Raw genomic sequence first — 25,186 nt, 5'->3', positions numbered from 1 at the left:
TCGTAAGGACGCATCCGTGGCCAACAACGATTTCCTCTTCACCTCTGAATCCGTCTCGGAAGGGCACCCCGACAAGGTCGCCGACCAGATCTCCGATTCCATCCTCGACGCCATCTTCACGCAGGACCCCAACGCCCGCGTTGCCGCGGAGACGCTGTGCAATACCGGGCTGGTGGTGCTGGCCGGCGAGATCACCACCACGGCCAACGTCGACTACATCCAGGTCGCGCGCGACACCATCCGTCGCATCGGCTACGACAACACCGACTACGGCATCGACTACAAGGGCTGCGCGGTGCTGGTGGCCTACGACAAGCAATCGCCCGACATCGCCCAGGGCGTGGATCGCAAGTCCGAGGACTACCTCAACCAGGGCGCCGGCGACCAGGGCCTGATGTTCGGCTACGCCTGCGACGAAACCCCCGACCTGATGCCGGCGCCCATCTGGTACGCGCACCGCCTGGTGCAGCGCCAGAGCGAACTGCGCAAGGACGGCCGCCTGCCGTGGCTGCGCCCGGACGCCAAGTCGCAGGTCACGTTCCGCTACGTCGACGGCCGTCCGGTCGAGGTCGACACCGTGGTGCTGTCCACCCAGCACGCGCCCGAGATCTCGCAATCCGCCATCCACGAAGCGGTCATCGAAGACATCATCCGGCCCAGCTTCCCCGACGGCCTGATCACGCCCAAGACCAAGTTCCTGGTGAACCCCACCGGACGCTTCGTCATCGGCGGCCCGCAGGGCGACTGCGGCCTGACCGGCCGCAAGATCATCGTCGACACCTACGGCGGCGCCTGCCCGCACGGCGGCGGCGCGTTCTCGGGCAAGGACCCCTCCAAGGTCGACCGCTCGGCCGCCTATGCGGCGCGCTACGTGGCCAAGAACGTGGTGGCCGCGGGCCTGGCGCGCCAGTGCCAGGTGCAGGTCAGCTATGCCATCGGCGTGGCCGAGCCCATCAACATCACGGTTTACACCGAAGGCACCGGCGTCATCCCCGACGACCAGATCGCCAAGCTGGTGCGCGAGCATTTCGACCTGCGCCCCAAGGGCATCGTCAACATGCTCGACCTGCTGCGCCCCATCTACGCCAAGACGGCCGCCTATGGCCACTTCGGCCGCGCCGAGCCGGAGTTCTCGTGGGAAGCCACGGACAAGGCGCAGGCCCTCAAGGCCAGCGCCTGATCCTTCCGCGCATGGAGCAAGACCCCGCCCTGGTGGCGGGGTTTTTCATTAGCATGCCCGCCGGATCCGGTGGCGTTCAAGGCCGCGCGGCCTGGCGCGCCGCGTCCAGCCGCATGTGCAGCAGCGGAAAAGGATTGCCCTGGCCGTCGACCGGCGAGCGGCCGACGATGACGAACCCCTGGCGCTGGTAGAACCCCACCGCCTGGGGGTTTTGTTCGTTCACGTCCAGCGCCGTGGCGCCCATCTGTTCGACGGCATGCCGCAACAGTTGCCTGCCGATCCCCTGCCCGCGCGCCTGCGGCGCGATGAACAGCATCTCGACCTTGCCGTCCGCGACGCCGACGAATCCGAGGACATGGCCCGATTCGTTCTTGAAGACGCGCAGCGCGACCGCGTGAAGATATTCGTGGCGAACTCGTTGGTGCAACCCGGCGATATCGGCTTCCCGCAGGAAGTCGTGCGTGGCCCTGACCGACGCTTCCCACAGGGCGGCAAGGGCGTCGAACTCGCTTTCCCGTGCCGTAAAAATCCCGTTCATTTCCAGAAAACTCCCTCGCCCTGAATTACCACACGTTCTCGTCGCTGCCCGGCGTCCGCACATGGCCGGCGAAGCGCTGTACCAGGAAATCCACGAACGCCACGGTCTTGGCCGGCAGGTTCAGGCGTTCCGGATAGAGCGCATGGATATCGGCGGGCGGCGTGTCCCAGTCGGGCAGCACCTGCCGCAGGCGGCCCGAGCGCAGATAGGCCGCGGTTTCCCATTCCGAGCGCATGACGATGCCGTGGCCGGCCAGGGCCCATTCCAGGGCGCTCTGCCCGTCGTTGGAACTGAGCGGGCCGCGCACTTTCACGGACTCGACGCGCTGCCCGGCGCGCAGGTGCCAGGTGCCGTAGGCCACGTCGTTCTCGCGCACCACGATGCAGCGATGGCGCTGCAGGTCGCCCGGCGCACGGGGCTCGCCGTGGGCGGCCAGGTACTGGGGCGAGGCGCACAGCAGGCGCCGGTTCGAGGCGATCTTGCGGGCGGTGAGGCGCGCGTCGGGGATCTCGCCGAAGCGCACGGCGACGTCGAAGCCCTCGTCCAGCAGGCTGACCGGCCTGTCGGTCAGCCGCATCTGCACTTCCACATCGGGATACTGCCGCACGAAGTCCGCCACCGCCGGCACGATATGGGCGCGGCCGAAGCCGAAGGTGGCATTCAGGCGCAGCAGCCCGCGCGGCTGCGCCCGCGCGCTGGCCACGTTGCGTTCCAGCGCTTCCAGGTCGGCCAGGATGCGGCCGCCTTCGGCCAGGTACAGCTCGCCTTCCTGGGTGACGCTGACGCGCCGCGTGGTGCGGTTGAGCAGCCGCACGCCGAGCCGGCGCTCCAGGTTCGCCAGCCGCGTGCTCACCGCGGGCGGCGTGAGCCCCAGTTCGCGCGCGGCAGCCGACAGGTTGCCGTGCTTGACCAGCAGCGAGAAGAAAGCCAGGTCGGACAGGGCATCCACGCGCAGGCCTCGCCAATTATTAAATTGAATTAAATAAAGGTTTATCCAGGCATTAATTATAAGAACAAGATGGGCCTATACACTGGCCGCACAACATCACACCAAGGCCGCGCGGCGGCCCACCCCAGAGGAGACCCCATGGCTACATCCGTTTTCCGGCGCTTCATATCCGCTGCCAGCCTGGCTGCCTGCACGGCGGCCGCCCCCGCACTGGCCCAGGACTTCCCGCAGCGGGCCATCACCCTGGTGGCGCCCTTTGCGCCGGGCGGCAGCGTGGACATCACCGCGCGCCTGATCGCCGATGCCTGGGCCAAGCAACTGGGGCAGAGCGTGGTGATCGAGAACCGCGCCGGCGCTTCGGGCAATATCGGCATGGCGGCGGTGGCCCGCGCCCGGCCGGACGGCTACACGCTGTCCATCAACACCATGTCGCTGGCGATCAACCCGTCGCTGTTCAAGGACATGCCGTTCGACACGCGCAAGGACCTGCGCTCGGTCGGCACGGTGGCGACCTCGCAGCATGTGCTGACAGTCACTAATAGCCTGCCCGTCAACAGCGTGGCCGAGCTGCTGGCCTATGTGCGCGCCCGGCCGGCCAACGCAGTGAGCTTCGGCTCGGCCGGCACCGGCAGCACCTTCCACATGGCGGCCGAGCTGTTCAAGTCGGTCTCGCAGACGCAGATCCTGCATGTGCCGTACAAGGGCGGCGGGCCGGCCATGCTGGACACCATCAGCGGCCAGGTGCAGATGAGCTTTCCAGTGCTGTCGGCGGCCAAGCCGCAGGTCGACGGCGGCAAGCTCAAGCCGCTGGGCGTGACCGGCAAGACGCGCTCGCCGCTGCTGCCCGATGTGCCGACCATCGCCGAGTCGGGCTTGCCCGACTACGAGTTCAATACCTGGTTCGTCATCAGCGCGCCGGCCGGCACGCCGCAGGCGGTGGTGGACCTGCTCAACGCCAGCCTGGGCGAGGCGCTGCGTTCCCCCGAGATTGCCGAGCGCATGCGCAAGGAAGGATTCGAGGCGCTGATCTCCACCCCCGAGGAGACCGACCGCATGGTGGCGGCCGAGATGACCCGCTGGGCCGACGTCATCCAGGCCGCCGGCATTACCCCCAACTGACGCACCCGCTCGGCCCGCGGCGCGGTGCCGCGGGCGTTGCACATCGAGGACCCGGATCATGCCCGGCATGACGCTTTACGACAAACTGGTCGCCAGCCACGAGGTGGCCCGCATCGACGACGAGCACGTGCTGCTGTACGTCGACCTGCACATCATGAACGAGTACACCAGCCCGCAGGCCTTCAGCGGCCTGGCGGCGCGCGGGCGCGGGGTGCTGCGGCCGGGCCAGCAGATGGCGGTGGTGGACCATGTCATTCCCACGCACCCGGTGCCTGCCGCGGCGCGGGTCATCGCGCAGCCGGACGCCGCCCTGCAGGCGCGCAACCTCAGGCGCAACTGCGACGAGCAGGACATCGCCCTGTTCGACACCACCGACCCGCTGCAGGGTATCGAACATGTGGTGGCGCCCGAGCACGGCATGATCCTGCCGGGCATGGTGGTGCTGTGCGGCGACAGCCATACCACCACCTACGGGGCGCTGGGCGCGCTGGGCTTCGGAATCGGCACGTCCGAAGTGGAGCACATTCTCGCCACCCAGACGCTGGTGTACCGCGTGGCGCGCAACCTGCGGATCCGCGTCGACGGGCGCCTGGGCGCGGGCGTGTCGGCCAAGGACCTGGTGATCTATGTGGTGCATCGGCTGGGCGCGCAGGGCGCGCGGGGCTATGCGGTGGAATACTGCGGCGAGGCCATCGCCGGCCTGTCGGCGGAGGCGCGCATGACCTTGTGCAACATGACCGTGGAAGCGGGCGCGCGCGCCGCGCTGATCGCGCCCGACGCCACCACCCGCGCTTATGTCGAGGCGCGCGCCCGCCACCTCGACGCCGCCGAACTGGCGCAGGCCCGCGCGCATTGGCGCACCTTGTATACGGATGCCGACGCGCGCTTCGAGGCAGAGCACGCGTTCGACGCCGCCGCCATCGCGCCGTTCGTGACCTGGGGCACCAGCCCCGACCAGGCGCTGCCGGTGACCGGCGCGGTGCCCGACCCGGAGGCGGAGCCGGACGCGCTGGCGCGCATCGCGCTGCGCAAGGCCGTCGACTACATCGGCCTGGCGCCGGGCACGCCGATCGCCGGGGTGCCGATCGACCGCGTCTTCATCGGTTCCTGCACCAATGGCCGCATCGAGGACTTGCGGGAGGTGGCGGGGCTGGTGCGCGGCCGCCGGGTCGCGCCCGGCGTGCGCGCCATGGTGGTGCCGGGTTCGGGCGCGGTGCGGGCGCAGGCCGAGGCCGAGGGCATTGCCGCCCAGTTGATCGAGGCTGGCTTCGAGTGGCGCCAGCCCGGCTGCTCGATGTGCCTGGCCATGAACGACGACGTGCTGCGCCCGGGGGAACGCTGCGCGTCCACCACCAACCGCAATTTCGAGGGCCGCCAGGGCCGCGGCGGCCGCACGCACCTGATGAGCCCCGCCATGGCGGCGGCCGCCGCGCTGGCCGGCCGCATCGTCGACGCGCGCGACCTGGAGCAGGCAGCATGACGACATCTTCCCTGATCGCGGGCATTGCCGCCCCGCTGCCGCTCAGCAACCTGGACACCGACCAGATCATGCCCAAGCAGTTCCTGCGCATCGTCGACAAGGCCGGGCTGGACCGCGGCTTGCTGTACGACCTGCGCTTCGACGCGGCGGGCGCGCCGCGCGCCGAGTGCGTGCTCAACCAGCCGGCCTATGCGGGCGCGTCGATACTGGTGGCCGGCCCCAACTTCGGCTGCGGTTCCAGCCGCGAGCACGCGGTCTGGGGGCTGCAGCAGTTCGGCATCCGCGCGGTCATCGCGCCGAGCTTCGGCGAGATCTTCTTCTTCAACGCCTTGAACAACGGCCTGTTGCTGGTGGCCCTGCCGGCCCCGGACGTGGACGCGCTGTTGCAACGGGTGTCCAATACCGCCAGCCCGCGCGTCGAGATCGACGTGCTGGCCGGCCGGGTGCGGACGGCGGATGGCTGGGCGGCGTCGTTCCAGTTGTCGGCCCGGCATCGCGACATGTTCGCCCATGGGCGGGACATGGTCGGCGCCACGCTGGCGCAGCTGGACGCGGTGGCCCGCTACGAGGCCGCCCACTGGGCGCGCCACCCCTGGCTGAAAGATACCGCGCGCCGCGTGCGCGCCCGGCTGGACGCGGCGGGCTGACCGGCCCGCCGGCATCATGCGAGGAAACGCATCGTGACCGACACGCTCTTCGACCTGCCGCTGCGCAGTTTTTCCGTCAACGGCATCCGCATCGCCGCCCGCGTGCAGGGGGAGGGGCCGCCCTTGCTGCTGCTGCACGGGCATCCCCAGACCCATGTCATCTGGCACCGGGTCTGGCCCGAGCTGACCCGTCATCACACCTGCGTCGCCGCCGACTTGCGCGGCTATGGCGACAGCGACAAGCCGCCGGCCTCGGCCGGCCACGCCGCGCATTCCAAGCGCGAGATGGCGCGCGACATGGCCGACCTGATGGTGGCCCTGGGGTTCGAGCATTTCGACGTGCTGGCGCATGACCGCGGCGCCCGCGTGGCGCACCGCCTGGGGCTGGACCACGCCGGGCGGGTGGGGCGCATGATGCTGCTGGACATTGCGCCGACTCTCGATATGTACGAAGGCACCACGCGCGCCTTCGCGCAGGCCTATTTCCATTGGTTCTGGCTGACCCAGCCGGCGCCCCTGCCGGAAACCATGATCGGCCGCGACCCGGCCTTCTATGTGCGCTCGGTGATGGGTGGCCGGCCCGGCGGGCTGGCGCTGTTCGCGCCGCGCGCCCTGGCCGAGTACGAGCGCTGCGCCGGGCTGCCGGGCTGGGCGACGGGCGTGTGCGAAGACTATCGCGCGTCGGCTACGGTGGACCTGGAACATGACCGCGCCGGCCGGCAGAGCGGCGAACGGCTGCGCATGCCGGTGCGCGTGTTCTGGGGCGAGCGTGGCGCGGTGGGCCGCAATTTCGATGTGCTGGGGCTGTGGCGGGCGGTTGCCGACGATGTCGCGGGCCGCGCCCTGCCAGGCGCGCATTACCTGGCCGAGGAGGTGCCCGAGCTGGTGCTGGAGGAGGCGGCGCGGCTGTTCCGCTGAACGCCTTGCGGTTGACCCGACCCGGCGGCAGGGGCATCTAAAAGGGAACGCACTGCGGGTGCTAAGCTTCGTAGATGAGCAACACCCCTCCCGATCACGCCGCCGTTGCCGCGCCCGATGCCGCGGCCCAGCGCAGCCTGGCCGCCAGCGATTCTCCCTGCGTGGCCGTGTGTTCCACCCTGTTCGACGATATCTGCCGCGGCTGCGGCCGTACGGCCATGGAGGTGGCCAACTGGGTGTTCATGACCGACGCGGAAAAGCAGGCCGTGTGGCAGCGCATCCGCGCCCAGGGCTACCCGCGCCGCAAGGGCTAGCGGGGGCGCCGCGGCGCGGCCGGGCTGTCTCTGGCAGGTCACATTTCTGTCGTGGGTGTGTCATATTGGGCAGGCTAAATCCCGCTATTGCCCACTTTTCCGCCCGGGGGTCGCCCGATGCGCATTGTCCTCGTCACCGATGCCTGGCCGCCGCAAGTCAATGGCGTGGTCCGCACCTGGACCACCATGCAGCGTCTGCTGACCCAGTGGGGCCATGAGCTGATCGTGGTCAGCCCGCAGGGTTCGCGCACCATTCCGGCGCCCTCCGAGCCCGAGCTGCGGCTGTGCCTGACGCCGGGCCGGCAGTTGCGCCGCATCCTGGGCGACACGGTGCCGGACGCGCTGCACATCGCCACCGAGGGCCCTCTTGGCGTGGCGGCGCGCCGCATGGCGCTGCGCCGGGGCTGGCGCTTCACCACGTCGTTCCACACGCTGTTTCCCGATTATCTGCAGGCCCGCATGGGGATCCCGGCGTCGCTGCCGTGGCGCTACATGCGCTGGTTCCACCGGCCGTCGGCGCGGGTGCTGGTGCCTACGCCGACGGTGCGCGACATCGTCGCGGCGCGCGGCCTGGCAAACCTGCAGGTCTGGTCGCGCGGCGTGGACGCGGCGCATTTCCGGCCGGGCCCGCGCGATGCCTTCGGCGATTTGCCGCGGCCGATTTTCCTGAATGTCGGGCGGGTGGCGCGCGAGAAGAACCTGGATGCGTTCCTGTCGCTGGATTTGCCGGGCAGCAAGGTGGTGGTCGGCGCCGGTCCGGACGAGGCGCGCCTGCGCAAGGCGTATCCCGAGGCGCATTTCACCGGCATGCAGCCGGACGAGAAGCTGCCCGCGTATTACTCGGCCGCCGACGTGTTCGTTTTTCCCAGCCTGACCGACACGTTCGGCCTGGTGATGCTGGAAGCCATGGCTTGCGGCACGCCGGTGGCGGCCTTCCATACCGAGGCGCCGCTGGCGGTGATCGAGGCGGGCGCGACCGGTTTCGTCAACGACGACCTGGGCATGGCGTGCCGCCAGGCGCTGGAACTGGACCGGGCCGGCGTGCGCGAGGGCGCGCTCAAGCGCACCTGGGAGAAGATCGCCCAGGACCTGCTCGAAGCGCTGGTGCCGCTGACCCCGGCCGGCGCGGCGGACTGGCCGATTGCGGCGGGGCCGGCGGCCACGGCGTCGCCTTAATGGCTTGATTCTTTTCATGCAGGCCGGCGGCCATAGCGGCCAGGGATCGCAGTAGGGCGTCCAGGGCGGGGCTGGGGCGTGCGGGCCGGCCACGTCGCTCGGCTCGGGCGCGCCACCAGGCGCCCTCGGCCCCCTGCGGGGGCTGCCCTCGCTCCAACTGGCCGTCCCGCACGCCCCAGCCCCGCCCTGGACTCACAACAGCGGCATGCGGTGGTCCGCTGGACCGTTGGCGATGGGGCCCGTTGGTGTGGGCGCCGTGCGCATCGTCGTGCCACCTTGGTGTGTTGATGTGGGTGTCAGACACCCCGGGGACATCGTCTCATTAAGCACGACTGTGCACGGGGGTGTCTGACACCGCATATGAGGCTTCCCACATGTGATGTCCGGCACCGGTATTGCCCCGATACGAGACATTGCGAGCCCGTGCCTGCCGGCGAGACCGGAGCGGCCAGTTGGAGGGAGGGCAGCCCCCGCAGGGGGCCGAGGGCGCCTGGTGGCGCGCCCGAGCCGACCGACGTGGCCGATCCGGTCTCGCCGGCAGGCACGGGCGTCTCAAGAACTCACTATCAATCAATCTATCAACCAACCAATCCAGCCACGGCAAACCAACGTCAACCGGTTTGCACGCCTCCCATCAGCCGGTACAATTCGATCCAGTCCTGAGGAGCGCTGCGACGACCTCCGGCTGCCCGCCATGCGGGCGGTACGCAGGGGCCGCCAGGCTCAGGAATCTTTCCGGGCGCCGCAGTCGTGGCGCCCAGCAACGGCGCTCACCTTTGTCGCAACGACGGCGGCAAGGGCGGGCGCCGGTCTCATAGGTGTTCCGCACGGCCGTCCGCAATGCGCACATTGCCGTTGAATCTTTACCGGAGCACACACATGAATGCCGTAACCGACCAAGCCGTTGCCGATTACCACGTTGCCGACATGTCGCTGGCGGGCTGGGGCCGCCGCGAGCTGGCCATCGCCGAAACCGAAATGCCGGGCCTGATGGCCATCCGCGAAGAGTACGCCGCCAGCCAGCCCCTCAAGGGCGCGCGCATCGCCGGCAGCCTGCACATGACCATCCAGACCGGCGTGCTCATCGAAACCCTGGTGGCGCTGGGCGCCGAAGTGCGCTGGGCCTCGTGCAACATCTTCTCGACCCAGGACCACGCCGCCGCCGCCATCGCCGCCACCGGCACGCCGGTGTTCGCCGTCAAGGGCGAGACCCTGGAAGAGTACTGGCAGTACACGCACCGCATCTTCGAATGGCCCGAAGGCCGCCACGCCAACATGATCCTCGACGACGGCGGCGACGCGACCCTGCTGCTGCACCTGGGCGCCCGCGCCGAGAAGGATGCCTCCGTGCTGGCCAAGCCGGGCAGCGAGGAAGAGCGCGTGCTGTTCGCCGCCATCAAGGCCACCCTGGCGCGCGACCCGCAGTGGTATTCGACCCGCCTGGCGCAGATCAAGGGCGTGACCGAAGAAACCACCACCGGCGTGCACCGCCTCTACCAGATGGCGCAGAAGGGCGAACTGGCCTTCGCCGCCATCAACGTCAACGACTCGGTCACCAAATCCAAGTTCGACAACCTGTACGGCTGCCGCGAATCGCTGGTCGACGGCATCAAGCGCGCCACCGACGTCATGGTGGCGGGCAAGATCGCCGTGGTGGCCGGCTACGGCGACGTGGGCAAGGGCTGCGCCCAGGCGCTGGCCGCGCTGCGCGCCCAGGTGTGGGTCACCGAAATCGACCCGATCTGCGCGCTGCAGGCCGCCATGGAAGGGTACAAGGTCGTCACCATGGAAGAAGCCGCCGCCCACGCCGACATCTTCGTCACGGCCACCGGCAACTACCACGTCATCACCCGCGAGCACATGAACGCCATGAAAGACCAGGCCATCGTGTGCAACATCGGCCACTTCGACAATGAAATCGACGTGGCCTCGCTGGACGACTGCCAGTGGGAAGAAATCAAGCCGCAGGTCGACCACGTGGTGTTCCCCGACGGCAAGCGCATCATCCTGCTGGCCAAGGGCCGCCTGGTGAACCTGGGCTGCGCCACCGGCCACCCCTCGTTCGTGATGTCCTCGTCGTTCGCCAACCAGACCATCGCCCAGATCGAGCTCTTCACGCGCAACGACGCCTATGTGCGCGGCCAGGTCTACGTGCTGCCCAAGCACCTGGACGAGAAGGTGGCGCGCCTGCACCTGAAGAAACTCGGCGCCAACCTCAGCACGCTGCGGCCCGAGCAGGCCGACTACATCAACGTGCCGGTCGAAGGTCCGTACAAGCCCGAGCACTACCGCTACTGATGTAGCACAATAGGGACATGCCGCGCCCGCCCGGCGCGGCATGTCCCGCCTGTCCTGGCGCCTACCGGAGAACACAATGACCTTGATACTCGTCTGGCTCTTGAATGCCGTCGCCTTGCTGGCCGTGGCCTACCTGCTGCCCGGCATCACCGTCGCCAGCTTCGGCTCGGCGCTGGTCGCCGCGCTGGTGCTGGGCCTGTTGAACATGCTGGTCAAGCCGGTGCTGGTGTTGCTGACGCTGCCCATCACCATCGTCACCCTGGGCCTGTTCCTCATCGTGCTCAACGCCTTGTTGTTCTGGCTGGCCGGGTCCATCCTGCGCGGCTTCCAGGTCAACGGGTTCTGGTGGGCGGTGGCGGGCGCCATTTTGTACAGCATCATTTCCGGCCTGCTTTCCCGACTGATTCCCTGATGACTTCCACCCCCGCCCTGAGCCTGGAGTTCTTCCCCCCGCGCGACATCGCCGCCCAAGAGCGGCTGGTGCGCGCGGCCAAGCAGATGCTGGCCATCCAGCCGCGTTATGTCAGCGTCACTTTCGGGGCGGGCGGCTCGACCCGCGCCGGCACGGCCGACACGGTGCGCATGCTGCAGAACCTGGGCTGCGATGCCGCGCCGCACTTGTCGTGCATCGGCGCCACCCGCGACAACCTGCGCGAGATCCTGGCCGCTTATCGCGAGCAGGGCGTGCGCCGCCTGGTGGCGTTGCGCGGCGACCTGCCTTCGGGCATGGGCGGCGATGCCGGCGAGCTGCGCTACGCGGCCGACCTGGTGGCTTTCATCCGCCAGGAAACCGGCGACGCCTTCCACATCGAAGTGGCGGCCTATCCCGAGATGCACCCGCAGGCGGCCAGCCCGGCCGCCGACCTGGCCCACTTCGTGGCCAAGGTCGACGCCGGCGCGGACGCCGCCATCACGCAGTACTTCTTCAACGCCGACGCCTATTTCGACTTCGTCGACCGCGCCCAGGCCAAGGGCGTGTCCATTCCCATCGTGCCCGGCATCATGCCGATCACCAACCACTCGCAGCTGGTCCGGTTCTCGGAAATGTGCGGCGCCGAGATCCCGCGCTGGATCCGCCTGCGGCTGGCCGAGTTCGGCGACGACAAGGCTTCCATACGCGCATTCGGCGTGGACGTGATGGCCGACCTGTGCCAGAACCTGCTCGACAACGGCGCGCCGGGCCTGCATTTCTATACGCTGAACCACGCCGAGGCGACCCTCGGCATCTGGCGCCAGCTCGATCTTGCGTCGGCTGGCGTCGCCTGATCGCGCTCCCGCATTGGTGTCATCGCAGGTGTCTGACACCCTGCGGGCGTCAGACACCTGAAAACGTGAACCGGAAAGGATCAGCCCTGCGGGCGCCAGGCAACTGGAACCGGAACGATCAGCTGGCTTGCGACTTGCCCGGGTCCTGCGCCAGCACTTGCAGCGGCGCGGGTGTCGCGTCGGCGCCGCCCGGGGTGAGCCGGTGCGGCTGGTGCAGGCGGCCCGCGGCGGCCAGCGAGCCGCTCGCGCCAGCGTCGGTCCAGCTGGGGTCGGCGATTTCGGCGAAGACCTGGCGCAGGCGTTCGCCCCAGGTCTTGCGGATCATGCGGAAGTACTCGTTGTCTTCGTCGATGTGGGCGAAGTGCGTGACGCGCAGCGCGCCGGCTTCGTACACCAGCATGTCCAGCGGCAGGCCGACCGAGATATTCGAGCGCAGCGTCGAGTCCATGGAAATCAGCGCGCACTTGGCGGCCTCGTCCAGCGACGTGTCGGAGCGCAGCACGCGGTCGAGGATGGGCTTGCCGTACTTGGCCTCGCCGATCTGCACGTACGGGACGTCCGGGCTGGCCTCGATGAAGTTGCCGGCCGAATAGATCTGGAACAGGCGGCAGCGCTCGGCGCCGATCTGGCCGCCGAAGATCAGGTTGATGTTGAAATCCACGCCGTGCTCGCTGAGCGCCTCGGCGTCGCGCTCGTGCACGCGGCGCACGGCCTCGCCCACGCGGCGGGCGGCTTCATACATGTCGGGCGCCGACCAGAGGGAATCGGGGCTGTCGCCGTCGAGCTGGGCCAGCAGGTTCACCACGGCCTGGCTGATCGCCAGGTTGCCGGAGGTCAGCAGCACCATGACGCGGTCGCCGGGTTGCTCGAAGACGTTCAGCTTGCGGGCAACGCTGATCTGGTCCACGCCCGCGTTGGTGCGCGAGTCGGACAGGAAAACCAGGCCCGCGTCCAGGCGGGCGGCTACACAGTAGGTCATGGTCGTACGGTGGAAAACGGCTGGCGTATTGTAGGGGGGAACCGGGCGGCGTGCCGGCCGCGCCCGTGAATCGACCCCAATTACTGCTGGCCGGCCGCCTGCACCTGGACCGAGACCGTCATCGATTCCTCGCCGCCGCCGTGGCGCACCCCGCGCACCGGCGAGGCCGAGTCGTAGTCGCGCGCCACCGCCAGGCGGCAGTGGCATTCCGAGGCAAACTGGCGGTTGGTGATATCGATGCTGGTCCAGCCGACATCGGCCAGCCATACGTCGGCCCAGGCGTGGCTGGCGGCATGCTCGGCCTCGGTGTACAGGTAGCCGCTCACATACCGGGCCGGGATGCCCAGCCCGCGCACGCAGGCCAGGAACAGGTGGGCGTGGTCCTGGCACACCCCATGGCCCAGCGTCAACACCTGGCCGGCGGCGGTGGTGACGTCGGTGGTGCCCGGTTCGTAGGCCACCCGGTCGCAGATGGCGCCGGCCAGGGCCAGCGCGTCGGCTGGGGTGCGCAGGCCGCCGGGCAGGGCGGCATGCACGAACTCCCGTATCGGGTCGTCGGCCTGGGTCAGCGGCGTCGGCACGCAATAGGCGTGCACCGGCAGGCGGTTGTCTTCGGGGCGCAGCCGCCCGTCGGGCAGCTCGTCGATGTCGACTTGGCCGGTTACGCTCAGCTCGATGCTGTCGTGCGGGCGGGTCAGGGTCAGCACATGCGTGATGTTGCCGTAGGCGTCGACCTGCTGCTGCAGCGGGCCTGGCGCGTCGATGCGCCAGCGCCGCGTGCGCTGGTGCTCGTCGGGACGCGGCGTCAGGCGCAGGGTCTGGATGCTGTAGCCGACCGGCGCGGTGTAGCGGTACTGCGTCAGGTGCCTGATCAAATGCTTCATGCGGGGCTCCTCAGGCGGCCAGCGGGACCAGGAAATCCTGGCTGATGCGGTTGCCCAGGTCGTTGATGCGGTCGAGGAAGCGCTCCAGGTAGCGGTGCAGGCCGCTATGCAGGATGTCCTCGACGCGCGCGTAGCGCAGTTCGGCGTGCAGCATGCCGGCGCGCCGCTCGGTCTCGGCCGAGCGCTGGTTCGACACGCGCGCCAGGTCCTCGTTGAGCGCCTGCACCGAGGCCAGCAGCGAACGCGGCATGTCCGGGCGCAGGATCAGCAGTTCGGCCACCCGGTCCGGCGTGATCACGTCGCGGTACACCTTGCGGTAGATCTCCAGCCCCGACACCGAGCTCAGCAGCGCCGACCACCGATAGAACTCGCTGTGCCGGCTGGCGCGCGCGGGGTGGTCGCCGTCGTCTTCGTGGAATTTCACGTCGAGCAGCCGCGCCGTGTTGTCGGCGCGTTCCAGGTGCATGCCCAGCCGCAGGAAGTGCAGCGCCTCGTCTTCCAGCATGGTGCCGATGGTGACGCCGCGTGCCAGGTGGGCGCGGAACTTGACCCATTCGAAGAACTCGCCTGGATTGCGTTCGGGCAGGTTGGTCTGCAGGTGCTTCTGCAGTTCCAGCCAGGTGGCGTTGTAGGTTTCCCAGACTTCGGTGGTCAGGCTGCCGCGCACGGCGCGTGCATTCTCGCGCGCGGCGCGCAGGCAGGCGTAGATGGACGACTGGTTGTGCGGTTCGCGCACCATGTAGTGCAGCACGTCCAGCGGCGTGACGGCGGGGTAGCGCGCGTCGTAGCCGTGCTGCAGTTCCGAGATGCGCAGCACGGCGCGCCACAGGCCGTCGCGCGCTTGCGCATCCTGCGGCAGCAGCGACATCTGCAGGTTGACGTCCAGCATGCGGGCGGTGTTCTCGGCGCGCTCGATGTAGCGGCACATCCAGAACAGGTTGTCGGCGGTGCGGCTCAGCATGGTCAGTCTCCCAGTACCCAGGTGTCCTTGGTGCCGCCGCCCTGGCTGCTGTTGACCACCAGCGAGCCCTCCACCAGGGCCACGCGGCACAACCCGCCGGGCACGGTGCGGATGTCCTTGCCGCACAGCACGTAAGGGCGCAGGTCGACGTGGCGTGGCGCCACGCCGGCCTCGACATAGGTGGGGATGGTCGACAGCGCCAGGGTGGGCTGGGCGATGTAGTTGGCCGGGTTGGCGCGCACCCGCGCCTTGAAGGCCTCGACCTGCGCGCGCGTCGCGGCCGGGCCCACCAGCATGCCGTAGCCGCCGGCGCCGTGCACTTCCTTGACCACCAGTTCGTGCATGTGGGCCAGCACGTGCGACAGCTCGTCGGGCCGCGCGCAGCGCCAGGTGGGCACATTGGCCAGGATCGGCTCTTCCTTCAGGTAGAAGCGGATCATGTCGGGCACGTACTGGTAAGTGGACTTGTCGTCGGCGATGCCGGTGCCGATGGCGTTGGCCAGCGTGACGCGCCCGGCCCGGTACACCGACAGCAGGCCGGGCACGCCCAGCGCCGAATCGGCGCGGAACGACAGCGGGTCGAGGAAGTCGTCGTCCACCCGCCGGTAGATCACGTCCACGCGGCGCGGCCCCTGCGTGGTGCGCATGTACACGGTGTTCTGCTCGACGAACAGGTCCTGGCCCTCGACCAGCTCCACCCCCATCTGCTGGGCCAGGAAGGCATGCTCGAAGTATGCGGAGTTGTACATGCCAGGGGTCAGCACGACGACCGTCGGGGCGTCGATGCTGCGCGGCGCCACTTCGCGCAGGTTGTCCAGCAGCAGGTCCGGGTAATGCGCCACCGGCTTGACCTTCACACGCCCGAATACGTCGGGCATCAGGCGCATCGACATCTTGCGGTTTTCCAGCATGTACGACACGCCGGAGGGCACGCGCAGATTGTCTTCCAGCACATAGAACTCGCCGGCCCCGGCCCGCACGATGTCCACGCCGGCAATGTGGCAGTAGATGTCCTCGGCCACGTCCACGTCCTGCATTTCGGGGCGGTACTGCGCATTCAGGAATACCTGTTCGGCCGGCACCACGCCCGCGCGCACGATCTCGTGGCCGTGGTAGATGTCGTGGATGAACAGGTTCAGCGCCCGCACGCGCTGCTTCAGGCCGGCGTCCAGCCGCTGCCATTCGTCGGCGGGGATGATGCGGGGGATCAGGTCGAACGGGATCAGCCGCTCGGTGCCGGCCTCGTCGCCGGCCACCGAAAAAGTGATGCCGACGCGCCGGAAGCTCAGGTCGGCCTCGATCTGGCGCGCCGCCATGGCGTCTTCGGGCTCTTGCGCCAGCCACTGCGAGAACGCCTGGTAGTGAGGGCGCACTTCGCCGTGGGCGTCGACCATTTCGTCATACGCCGCCGCGGGGGCGGGCTGGGGATGCTGCATGGCTCCTCCTTGTACCGGTCCGGGCCGGCCGCGTGATCCGGATGGAGCCTGCGGCCCGAAACGTGGGCGCGTGGGCGGACGCGCCGACTGCAATCAAGCAACCCTTATGCCAGGTCCCGCGGGCACGGGATGTCCGTGGGCCTGTAGTCGTTGTAGCAGAAGGCCCGCCGCGCAGGTAGGCGGGTTGGCCCTGAGCGGCGTGCACCAAAGTGGTGCGATGCTGCTTCCTATGGGGGCGCAGCAAGGCGCCGCGCGGCCCGAGGGCCCGGCGCGGCAATCGTCAAGGATGGCAAAGGGGCCGCGCTGGCCGGCGCGCCGCGCCGGCGGACGGTCAGCGCAGCACGTACGACCCCAGGCTGCCGCCGGTGGGCGCGCCGGGACCCAGCAGCGGCGGCTCGGGCACCCAGCCGTCGGGCGTGAGCACGGCATCGAGCCGCACGTCGTGCTCGGCCGGCTGGTAGTCGTCGCTGTCGATCAGGCCTTCGTTCCAGGCCACGCCGATGGTGGTGCAGGGCTGGCCGTCGCGCTGCAGCGCGGCGAGCGTACGGTCGTAATAGCCGCCGCCGTAGCCCAGGCGGTCGGCCTGCAGGGTGTAGCCGAGCGTGGGCACCAGGACCACGTCGGGGCGCAGCAGCGGACTGTCGGCGGCCGGCTCTTGCACGTTGTACGGGCCGGCGCGCAAGGCGGCGCCGGGAGTCCAGGCGCGGAACTCGAGCGGCGCGGCGGGCTCGCGGATGGCCGGCAGCGCGACGGCGATGCCGGCCTGCGCCCATTGGTCGAGCAGCGGGCGCAGGTCGGGCTCGTGTTCCAGCGGCCAGAATGCCGCCACCGTGGCGGGAGGGCGGGCGCCGCGCTTGACGGCCTGGTCGCGCGCGGCATTGAGCCAGGTGAACAGGCGTCCGCGCATCAGCAGGCCGCCGCGGTCGCGTTGCGCGGCGGGCAGGTCGGCGCGGGCTTGCCGCAATCGCGCGCGTAGCGCGACTGCGTTATTCTGTGCGGAATTTCGAATGTTCATGCGGGTCGACAATGCGGCAGTGGCTTGAATCAGGACCTTATCAGAAATCCAGCACGTTCGAGCCCCGCGGGGCGCGGCGCTGGCTGCCCGTACTGGCCCTGTTCACCGCAGCCTGCTCGTCGGTCGATGCCCAGCAGGGGCACGCGCCGGCCGCCCCGGCACAGGCCGCCCGCCCGGCGATCGCCGTGCCGCCGGTCAAGCTGGCCGGCCTGCCGCCCACGGCGCAGACGCCCGCCCGGGATGCGGTCATCGCGGCTCGCGAAGCCAACGAGCGCAAGCAGTGGTCGGTGCTGGCCATGCTGGCGCCGCAGGCGCGCAGCGACCTGCTGGGCAGCTACCCGGACTACTGGCTGCTGCGCTACCAGCTCTGGAATCCGCCCGGCGGCGTGCAGCCCAAGGCCGAAGCGGCGCGCTTCCTGAAAGACCACGCCGGCACCTACCTGGCCGAGCGGCTGCGCGGCAGCTGGATCCTGTCGGCGGCGCGCAGCGGCGATTTCGAGACCGCGCGCGAACTGGGCGACGTCCCCGACGCCAATGCGCAGACCCGCTGCGCCATCCTCGAAGCGCGCCACATGACCGGCCAGCGCGCCACCGCCAGGCAGGCGCTCGAGGCCTTCTCGCCAGGCCGGGACTGCTGGAACCTCTACGATCAGCTCGTCGCCGACGGGGTGCTGGGCTGGGACGAGATCCAGCCGCAGCTGCGCGCCGCCATCGAGACCGACCGGGTCGGCGATGCGCGCAAGTTCGCCGGCTACATCTTCGAGCTCAAGGACCAGAAGACTTTCGACGCGCTGCTCAAGAGCCCCATGAAGTGGCTGACCCGGCGCGATCACCAGTTGGTGGGCCGCAATGAAAAGGAACTGGCCACCGTGGCGCTGGCGCGCCTGGCGCGCCAGGACCTCGACGTGGCCGATTCCTACTTGCGGCGCGAATGGGCCAATAACCTGCCCAAGTCGAACCTGGCCTGGGTGCGCAGTCAGTATGCGCTGATCGCGGCGCTGAATCTCGACAGCCGGGCGGACGCCTGGTACCGCGAAGCCGGCGACATCGCGCTGACCGACTACAACGGCGCGTGGCGCGTGCGCTCGGCCCTGCGCCAGCCCAAGATCGACTGGCGCTGGGTCCATGCGGCCATCGAGCTGATGCCGGCCGCCCAGCAGGCCGAGCCGGTATGGGTCTACTGGAAGGCGCGCAGCGACGCGGCGCGCGGCCGCGCCGCCCAGGCGCAGCAGGGCTATGCCAGCATCGCCGACCAATACAACTTCTATGGCCAGCTGGCGGCCGAGGAACTCGGCCGCCGCATCACGGTGCCGCCGCGGCCGGCGCCGGTCACCGACCAGGAAATGGCCGAGGCGCGCGCCAATGCCGGCCTGCGCCGCGCCGTGCACCTGTTCCGGCTGGGCTGGCGGTCCGAGGCGGTGGGCGAATGGAATTTCGCGTTGCGCGGCATGTCCGACCGCCAATTGCTGGCCGCCGCCGAGCTGGCGCGCGCCGAAGACATCTACGACCGCGTCGTCAACACCTCGGAGCGCACCGAGAAAGAAGTCGACTTCACCCAGCGCTACATCGCGCCGTTCGAGGGCCGGGTCACCGCCCAGGCCAACGCCATCGCCCTCGACCCCGCCTGGGTGTACGGGCTGATCCGCCAGGAATCGCGCTTCGTCATGAACGCGCGTTCGCATGTAGGCGCCTCGGGGCTGATGCAGCTCATGCCCGCCACCGCCAAATGGGTGGCGCGCAAGATCGGCATGGCCGACTATTCGCCGTCCAGCGTCAACGATTTCGACACCAACACCGTCCTGGGCACCAATTACCTGAGCATCGTGCTCAATGGCCTGGATGGCTCGCAGGTGCTGGCCAGCGCCGGCTACAACGCCGGTCCGGGCCGGCCGAAGACCTGGCGCGCCACGTTGTCGCATCCGGTCGAGGGCGCCATCTTCGCCGAGACCATCCCGTTCACCGAGACGCGCCTGTACGTCAAGCACGTGATGTCCAACGCCACGTATTACGCCGCCATGTTTACCGGGCAGCCGCAGTCGCTGAAGGCGCGGCTCGGCCGCATCGAGCCGCCCACGGTGCGCACGGCCGAGCTGCCGTGAACGCCGCGCCCGACCTGCCGGCCGATCCGGACTGCGCCGGCTTACAGGTATATATCGTGGGCGGCGCCGTGCGCGACGACCTGCTGGGCCTGCCGGCGGGCGATCGCGACTGGGTCGTGGTGGGCGCCACGCCCGAGGACATGGCGCAGCGCGGCTTCATCCCGGTGGGCGGCGATTTCCCCGTGTTCCTGCATCCGCGCACCAAAGAGGAATACGCCCTGGCGCGTACCGAGCGCAAATCGGGGCGCGGCTACAAGGGCTTCACCTTCTATACGGGCGCGGACGTCACGCTGGAGCAGGACCTGCGCCGCCGCGACCTGACCGTCAATGCCATTGCCCGCACGCCGCAAGGCGAACTGCTGGATCCGCTCAATGGCGCGGCCGACATTCGGGCGCGCGTGCTGCGGCACGTGGGCGAGGCGTTCGCCGAGGACCCGGTGCGCATCCTGCGCCTGGGCCGCTTCGCCGCGCGCTTCGGCGAATTTTCCGTGGCGCCCGAGACCCTGGCCTTGTGCCGCCGCATGGTGGATGCCGGCGAGGCGGATGCGCTGGTGCCGGAACGGGTCTGGAAAGAGTTGTCGCGCGGCTTGATGGCGGCCACGCCGTCGCGCATGCTGGACGTGCTGCGGCAATCCGGCGCCCTGGCGCGCGTGATGCCCGAATTGCAGGGGGTGGAGACGGTGGGCGCCGACCTGGACCGCGCCGCCGGCACGGACCTGGCGCTGCCGGGCCGCTATGCCCTGTTGTGCCGGTTGACGCCCGAGCGCGATGCGCTAGCCCGCCGCCTGCGCGTGCCGACCGACTGCGCCGACCAGGCGCGCCTGCTGCCGCGCGTGGTGGACCAGGCCGGCGCCGCCGATCCCGCCGCCCAATTGGCGCTGATCGAGTCTTGCGACGCGCTGCGCAAGCCGGACCGTTTCATCGCGCTGTTGCAGGCGGCGGCGGTGGTGGCCGCGATCGACCTGCCGGCCTGGCAACGCCGCGCCGAGGCGGTGCGCGCCGTGGATGCCGGCGCCATCGCCCGCCAATGCGCGGGCGACCCGGCGCGCATCAAGCCGGCGTTGCACGAGGCGCGCCTGCGCACGCTCGCGGCGGTATCGCGCTTCGGCAAGGAGGATGAATGAATACCCCGCAACCACCGCGCCCGGCGCCGCTGCCCGCCGGCGAGACGCCGCAGGCCGCCCCTCGCGAGGCCGCCGAGCCGCCCGGGATCATCCAGGAATTCCTGTATCACGGCTTGTTGAATGCACTGCCGGCCGCCATCTACACCACCGATGCACAGGGCCGCATCACCTTCTATAACGAGGCTGCCGTCACCTTGTCGGGCCGCCGCCCCATCCTGGGATCGGACGAATGGTGCGTGACCTGGCGCTTGTACCGCCTGGACGGAAGCCCCATGCGGCCTGACGAATGCCCGATGGCCGTGGCGCTGAAGGAAGGGCGCGAGGTGCGGGGAGTGGAAGCGATCGCCGAACGCCCCGACGGTTCCCGCATTGTGTTCCTGCCCTATCCGACGCCTTTGCGCGATGCCCAAGGCAATATCGTCGGCGGCATCAACATGCTGGTCGACATCACCGAGCGCAAGGAGGCCGAGGAGCGGCAGCGGCTGTTGCTGCACGAAGTGAATCATCGCGCCAATAATCTGTTGTCGGTCATGCAGTCGTTCGTCGCCCTGACCGTAGCCCCGGATGTGCCCAGTTACCGCGCGGCGCTGGATGGCCGTTTGCGGACGCTGGCCCGCGCCCATAACCTGCTGGCCCATAGCAGCTGGGCGGGCGCCGACCTGGCCCAGCTGGTCACCGAGGAGCTGGCGCCTTACATGAAAAGCGATGAAAGCGGCGTCTGGCTGCAAGGGCCGGCGCTGCCGCTGGCGCCGATGGCCGCGCAATCGGTGGCCATGATCATCCACGAATTGGCCACCAATGCCGCCAAATACGGCGCGCTATCGGTGTCGGGCGCCAGGCTTGCAGTCCAGTGGCACCGCGCGCCGGACGACATCGTGATCCGCTGGACCGAAAACGGCGGCCCGGCGGTGTGTCAGCCGACGCGCGCCGGGCTGGGTTCTGCGCTCATCGACCGGTGCGTGGCGCAGCTGGGCGGCACGCTGTCGCGCCAGTGGCTGGCCTCGGGGTTGCATGTCGAGCTGTGCCTGCCGTGGCGCCAGGACGGCGTCACGGGGTCGATCGGCCAGGCGCCGAGATCTGCTCCAGCGCCCGGCGCAGTTGATTGACTTCCAGCGGCTTGCCCAGCACCGGCGCATCCGGGTAGGCCTCGACAGGCTGGCTGCCGTATCCGGTCAGGAACAGGAACGGAATGCGCCTGGCCGAAAGCGCGCGGGCCACCGGGTTGACGGGTTCACCGGCCAGGTTCATGTCGAGGATCGCGGCGTCGGCGCCCGGCTCGTCTTCGATCAGCTGCAGCGCCGCCCGCACGCTGTTCGCCGAGCCCGCGACCTCGCATCCGAAATCGGCCAGGTGAACCTCGAGCAGCATGGCGATCATCGCTTCGTCTTCGACAACGAGAATGCGGCGCCCGTCGAGCGATGAAGGGGGCATGAAGGTCTCCGTGGCATTGTCCGGGGTATCCGGCATCAGCGCCGGCGCCAGACAGTTTCCGATATTGTGCCGCGCCAGGCAAACGCCGCATGGGCGATCGAGCGGCCCGCCGCGTGCTGCGCGGCCGCTCCGTACGCGGCCCATTCCCGGGTGTCAGGCTGCGGAGGTGCTGGCACCGCTGTGCGCGCGGCTAAGTCGTAGCTCGGTGTCTGACTCCCGTAGGGTGTCAGACACCTGCCGCCCTGCCGACCTGCCGGGCGCGCCGCCTACAGCGCCGCCAGCCGGTCGCCGCGCGCGAAGCCGCGCAGCGGCGCGGCGATGTCGCGGCCCACGGCCAGCACCTTGAACAGCTCGCCCATCTCGGCTTCGCTCAGGAGTTTCTGCACCGGCGCCACCGCCTGCGCATAGGCGCGCGCATCGGCTGGATCGTGCCGCGCCAGCAGTTCCGCCAGCCCGGCGTTCATCAGGAAGCGCGCCTGCGAGGTATAGCCCAGCACCTGCAGGCCGGCCTCGAGCGCCGCGTCGGCCATGGCGGTGAAATCGACATGGGCGGTGATGTCCTGTACGCCCGGGGCGACCAGCGGGTCGGCGTGGGCATGGTGGCGCAGATGGCACATCAGCGTGCCGCCGGCGCGCTGCGGATGGTAGTACTCGCGGCGCGGGAAGCCGTAATCGAACAGCAGGGCGGCGCCGCACGCCAGCCAGCCGCCCATTGCCCGCATCCAGGCCTCGGCCTGCAGGTTGATCTCGGATACATAGCCGGGTAGCGGCGGCATGCGCGCCGCCACCGCCTGCGCCAATGGCGCGCCGGCCGGCCGGTCGTCCCAGGCGAAGTCGCCGTTCGCGTCCAGGGCCACGCCGCGCTCCAGCACGGCGCCGGCCTCGCTCCAGCGGAATAGCGATACCGGCATGGCGTCGAGCACTTCGTTGGCCAGCACGCAGCCCGAAAAACTGGTTGGCAGCGCGTCCAGCCACTGCACGCGGGCGCCATGCGGCGCCAGGCGTGCCTGCTGGCGCGCGCGCAGGTCGGCCGAGACTTCGATGATGCGGTAGTCGGCGGACACGCCGAGCGCGTCCAGCCCGGCCAGCACGCTGTCGGCCAGGGCGCCGGTGCCGGCGCCGAATTCCAGTACGGTGGCCGTGCCGGTGTCGGCCAGCACCTGCGCCACTTGCCGGGCCACGGTGTGACCGAACAATGGCGTCAGTTCCGGCGCGGTGACGAAATCGCCCGCCGCGATGGGCATGCCGCGCGCATCCACGGCCGGCGCGGCCAGCTTGAGCGCGCCGGCGGCGTAATAGCCCAGGCCCGGCGCATAAAGCGCTTGCGCCATCCATTGATCGAACGGCAGCCAGCCGCCCGCCGCGCCGATGGCCTGGCGCAGGTGGGCGGCGGCGCGCGCGCTGTGGCGCGCGCTGTCCGGGTCGAGAGCGGGGAGGGAGGCAGTGGCAGGGCGTTGCATGGGCGTTATTGTCCCATGCCGCCCCTGCCGTGCGGTTTAGCCGCGGCGCGGGCCGCCGGGTTTGCCGTAGTGCTTGGACGGGCCGCCGGCGCGTTGCGCGAACGGCTTGGTCGACGGCCGGAAGCCGCCGGGACGGCGCTCGGCGCCACGAAAATCGCCTTCGCCGCGCGCCTGGCGGGGCTGGAATTCACCGCGGGGCTGGAATTCGCCACGGGGCTGGAAGTCCCCGCGCGGCTTGAACTCACTGCGCGGCTTGAATTCACCGCGCGGCTTGAACTCGCCACGAGGTTGGAATTCGCCGCGCGGTTGGAACTCGCCGCGCCGGGCGCCGTCGCGGTGCGGGCGCGGTTCGTACCCGGCCGTCGGGCGGGCGTCGCGCTCGGCGCGCCAGTCGCCGTGTTGCGGGCGCTCGCCAAAGGCGCGGGCGGGCCGGAAATCGCGCTCGCCGGCCGGACGGGCGGGGCGCTCGTCGCGGCCGCGCCAGCCGCCTTCGCGCGGCTGGAACTCGCCGCGGAAGCCGCCCTCGCGGGGCTTGGCGTCATGGCCGCGCCAGCCGCCCTCGCGCTGCGCATCGGCGCGGAAGCCCCGGCCCTCGCGCGATTGCGGGCGATCGCCGCCGAAACCTCCGGGGCGCTTGCCGAACGGCTTGCCGCCACGGCCGGGACCGCCGGCATAGGGGCGCGGCGTACGCTTGGGTTCCAGGCCGGCAATGGTTTCCGGAGTGATCGACTGGCCGATGTAATGCTCGATGCGGCGCACCTTGTGGCGTTCCGCGTGGGTCGCCAGCGTGAAGGCCTGGCCATCACGGCCGGCGCGGCCGGTGCGGCCGATGCGGTGCACGTAGTCTTCGGCCTGCATGGGCAGGTCGAAGTTGACGGCGTGGCTGATGCCTTGCACGTCGATGCCGCGCGCCGCCACGTCGGTGGCCACCAGGACGCGCAACTGGCCGCGCTGCAACTGGGTCAGCGTGCGGGTGCGCTGGCGCTGATTCATGTCGCCGTGCAGGGCGGCGGCGGCAAAGCCCTGGTCGGCCAGGCGGTCGGCCAGGTCGTCGGCGCCGCGCTTGGTGGCGGTGAAGACAATCGCCTGGTCCAGCTTGGCGTCGCGCAACACGTGGTCGAGCAGCTGCATCTTGTGGCTGGCGTCGTCGGCGTACAGCAGGCTTTGCGTGATATTGGCGTGCTTTTCTTTCTGGGCCGCCATTTCGATGCGCTGCGGTTCGCGCATCATGCGCGCGGCCAGCTTGGCCACGGTGCCATCCAGCGTGGCCGAGAACAGCAGCGTCTGGCGCTGCTCGGGCAGGCGCTCGACGATGGTTTCGATATCTTCGATGAAGCCCATGTCCAGCATGCGGTCGGCTTCATCCAGCACCAGGGTGTGCACGGTGTTCAGCTTGACGCGGCCGGCCTTCAGGTGGTCGATCAGCCGGCCGGGCGTGGCCACCAGCACGTCGACGCGGCGCGACAGCGCCTTGAGCTGGGCACCGTAGGGCATGCCGCCCACCACGGTGGCGGTGCGCAGGCCGGGCAGATTGCGGCCGTACGAGCCGGTCGCCTCGGTGACTTGCAGGGCCAGTTCGCGCGTCGGGGTCAGCACCAGCACTTGCACGCCCACGCCCTTGTTGCCGGGCTGGCCGGCGATACGGTTGAGGGCGGGCAGCATGAAGGCGGCGGTCTTGCCGCTGCCGGTCTGCGACGAGACCATCAGGTCATGGCCGGCCAGGGCCTGCGGAATGGCGGCGGCCTGGACGGGCGTGGGGGCGGAAAAGCCGGCCTCTTGCAGGGCCGACAGCAGAGTGGGCGCGAGACCCAGGGTTTCGAAAGACATACCTTGTCCTTGCCGCGCAAAGCGGCGCATGTGCCAGGCGAGCCGAAGGAAAAGCGGCGGGTCCGGGCGACGGTTGATGGAGCAT

The 25,186-nt window shown here is 69.7% G+C and carries 23 protein-coding genes and 1 riboswitch; of the genes, 13 read left to right on the top strand and 10 right to left on the bottom strand.

All coding sequences use genetic code 11. The features are described from left to right. Positions 1–16: 16 nt before the first annotated feature. Positions 17–1,180: a methionine adenosyltransferase gene (gene metK / locus CAL24_RS22740; RefSeq protein ID WP_028354416.1), complete on the top strand. Its 1,164-nt coding sequence runs from the start codon at positions 17–19 to the stop codon at positions 1,178–1,180. Between the two features lie 76 nt (positions 1,181–1,256). Here the strand turns inward: metK and CAL24_RS22735 are convergent, their stop codons facing one another. Both CAL24_RS22735 and CAL24_RS22730 read right to left on the bottom strand, forming a co-directional pair. After that, positions 1,257–1,718, bottom strand: a complete 462-nt coding sequence (locus tag CAL24_RS22735; protein ID WP_094807998.1) for an acetyltransferase — start codon at positions 1,716–1,718, stop codon at positions 1,257–1,259. A 25-nt stretch (positions 1,719–1,743) separates the two neighbouring features. Continuing rightward, positions 1,744–2,667 carry a LysR family transcriptional regulator gene (locus CAL24_RS22730; protein WP_094807997.1) on the bottom strand — a complete coding sequence of 308 codons (924 nt, stop codon included), beginning with the start codon at positions 2,665–2,667 and terminating at the stop codon, positions 1,744–1,746. Positions 2,668–2,805: 138 nt separating this feature from the next. Between CAL24_RS22730 and CAL24_RS22725 the strand changes: the two genes are divergently transcribed. From CAL24_RS22725 to metF, 9 genes are all read left to right on the top strand, one after another. Next, positions 2,806–3,786 carry a tripartite tricarboxylate transporter substrate binding protein gene (locus CAL24_RS22725; protein WP_094807996.1) on the top strand — a complete coding sequence of 327 codons (981 nt, stop codon included), beginning with the start codon at positions 2,806–2,808 and terminating at the stop codon, positions 3,784–3,786. Between the two features lie 58 nt (positions 3,787–3,844). After that, the gene (gene leuC, locus CAL24_RS22720) at positions 3,845–5,266 is read left to right on the top strand and encodes a 3-isopropylmalate dehydratase large subunit (RefSeq protein WP_094807995.1); all 1,422 of its coding nucleotides are present in this window, start codon (positions 3,845–3,847) and stop codon (positions 5,264–5,266) included. Further along, positions 5,263–5,913, top strand: coding sequence for a 3-isopropylmalate dehydratase small subunit (leuD, locus tag CAL24_RS22715; RefSeq protein WP_094807994.1), 651 nt, complete (start codon positions 5,263–5,265; stop codon positions 5,911–5,913). Before leuC ends, leuD begins: the two co-directional genes overlap by 4 nt. 33 nt (positions 5,914–5,946) lie before the next feature. Beyond that, complete coding sequence (locus CAL24_RS22710) at positions 5,947–6,831, top strand: alpha/beta fold hydrolase (RefSeq protein ID WP_094807993.1); 885 nt, start codon at positions 5,947–5,949, stop codon at positions 6,829–6,831. Between the two features lie 74 nt (positions 6,832–6,905). After that, positions 6,906–7,145: a DUF1289 domain-containing protein gene (locus CAL24_RS22705; protein ID WP_094807992.1), complete on the top strand. Its 240-nt coding sequence runs from the start codon at positions 6,906–6,908 to the stop codon at positions 7,143–7,145. A gap of 117 nt (positions 7,146–7,262) precedes the next feature. Continuing rightward, positions 7,263–8,321, top strand: coding sequence for a glycosyltransferase family 4 protein (locus tag CAL24_RS22700; RefSeq protein WP_094807991.1), 1,059 nt, complete (start codon positions 7,263–7,265; stop codon positions 8,319–8,321). Positions 8,322–8,976: 655 nt separating this feature from the next. Then, positions 8,977–9,100: riboswitch (S-adenosyl-L-homocysteine riboswitch) on the top strand. Between the two features lie 100 nt (positions 9,101–9,200). After that, positions 9,201–10,619 carry an adenosylhomocysteinase gene (ahcY, locus tag CAL24_RS22695; RefSeq protein ID WP_028354408.1) on the top strand — a complete coding sequence of 473 codons (1,419 nt, stop codon included), beginning with the start codon at positions 9,201–9,203 and terminating at the stop codon, positions 10,617–10,619. 76 nt (positions 10,620–10,695) lie between these two features. Next, on the top strand, positions 10,696–11,031 hold the full coding sequence (locus CAL24_RS22690; RefSeq protein ID WP_028354407.1) for a phage holin family protein: 336 nt from the start codon (positions 10,696–10,698) through the stop codon (positions 11,029–11,031). Continuing rightward, on the top strand, positions 11,031–11,885 hold the full coding sequence (metF, locus tag CAL24_RS22685) for a methylenetetrahydrofolate reductase [NAD(P)H] (RefSeq protein WP_094807990.1): 855 nt from the start codon (positions 11,031–11,033) through the stop codon (positions 11,883–11,885). The genes CAL24_RS22690 and metF overlap by 1 nt, the downstream gene beginning before the upstream one ends. Before the next feature lie 118 nt (positions 11,886–12,003). Here the strand turns inward: metF and CAL24_RS22680 are convergent, their stop codons facing one another. The 5 genes from CAL24_RS22680 to CAL24_RS22660 form a co-directional block, all read right to left on the bottom strand. Next, a complete protein-coding gene (locus CAL24_RS22680; RefSeq protein ID WP_094807989.1) occupies positions 12,004–12,864 on the bottom strand; it encodes a proteasome-type protease in 861 nt (286 codons plus the stop codon). Positions 12,865–12,944: 80 nt separating this feature from the next. Then, on the bottom strand, positions 12,945–13,748 hold the full coding sequence (locus CAL24_RS22675; RefSeq protein ID WP_028354404.1) for a transglutaminase family protein: 804 nt from the start codon (positions 13,746–13,748) through the stop codon (positions 12,945–12,947). 10 nt (positions 13,749–13,758) lie between these two features. Next, positions 13,759–14,709, bottom strand: coding sequence for an alpha-E domain-containing protein (locus CAL24_RS22670; protein WP_028354403.1), 951 nt, complete (start codon positions 14,707–14,709; stop codon positions 13,759–13,761). Between the two features lie 2 nt (positions 14,710–14,711). Beyond that, the gene (locus CAL24_RS22665; RefSeq protein WP_028354402.1) at positions 14,712–16,145 is read right to left on the bottom strand and encodes a circularly permuted type 2 ATP-grasp protein; all 1,434 of its coding nucleotides are present in this window, start codon (positions 16,143–16,145) and stop codon (positions 14,712–14,714) included. Between the two features lie 331 nt (positions 16,146–16,476). Next, positions 16,477–17,160 carry a 5-formyltetrahydrofolate cyclo-ligase gene (locus tag CAL24_RS22660; protein ID WP_028354401.1) on the bottom strand — a complete coding sequence of 228 codons (684 nt, stop codon included), beginning with the start codon at positions 17,158–17,160 and terminating at the stop codon, positions 16,477–16,479. Positions 17,161–17,171: 11 nt separating this feature from the next. On the opposite strand from CAL24_RS22660, the gene CAL24_RS22655 reads away from it, so the two are divergent. Genes CAL24_RS22655 through CAL24_RS22645 form a run of 3 tightly spaced genes read left to right on the top strand, consistent with a single transcriptional unit; the run spans position 17,172 to position 21,489 of the window. Further along, the gene (locus CAL24_RS22655) at positions 17,172–19,259 is read left to right on the top strand and encodes a lytic transglycosylase domain-containing protein (RefSeq protein WP_094807988.1); all 2,088 of its coding nucleotides are present in this window, start codon (positions 17,172–17,174) and stop codon (positions 19,257–19,259) included. After that, entirely contained in the window at positions 19,256–20,383 is a 1,128-nt protein-coding gene (locus tag CAL24_RS22650; RefSeq protein WP_028354399.1) for a tRNA CCA-pyrophosphorylase, read from the top strand. Before CAL24_RS22655 ends, CAL24_RS22650 begins: the two co-directional genes overlap by 4 nt. Next, the gene (locus tag CAL24_RS22645; protein WP_094807987.1) at positions 20,380–21,489 is read left to right on the top strand and encodes a sensor histidine kinase; all 1,110 of its coding nucleotides are present in this window, start codon (positions 20,380–20,382) and stop codon (positions 21,487–21,489) included. The genes CAL24_RS22650 and CAL24_RS22645 overlap by 4 nt, the downstream gene beginning before the upstream one ends. Here CAL24_RS22645 and CAL24_RS22640 read toward each other — a convergent pair. The 3 genes from CAL24_RS22640 to CAL24_RS22630 form a co-directional block, all read right to left on the bottom strand. Next, a complete protein-coding gene (locus tag CAL24_RS22640; RefSeq protein ID WP_038853508.1) occupies positions 21,431–21,814 on the bottom strand; it encodes a response regulator in 384 nt (127 codons plus the stop codon). The genes CAL24_RS22645 and CAL24_RS22640 overlap by 59 nt on opposite strands. A gap of 266 nt (positions 21,815–22,080) precedes the next feature. Continuing rightward, on the bottom strand, positions 22,081–23,274 hold the full coding sequence (locus tag CAL24_RS22635; protein ID WP_094807986.1) for a class I SAM-dependent methyltransferase: 1,194 nt from the start codon (positions 23,272–23,274) through the stop codon (positions 22,081–22,083). Positions 23,275–23,310: 36 nt separating this feature from the next. Next, complete coding sequence (locus CAL24_RS22630) at positions 23,311–25,101, bottom strand: DEAD/DEAH box helicase (RefSeq protein WP_051439408.1); 1,791 nt, start codon at positions 25,099–25,101, stop codon at positions 23,311–23,313. Positions 25,102–25,186 lie beyond the last annotated feature (85 nt).

The organism is Bordetella genomosp. 2 (genome assembly GCF_002261345.1).
Classification (GTDB): Bacteria; Pseudomonadota; Gammaproteobacteria; order Burkholderiales; family Burkholderiaceae_B; genus Bordetella_A.
The sequence above is the reverse complement of the archived record's forward strand: the minus strand, read 5'-3'. Positions and strand labels throughout refer to the sequence as shown.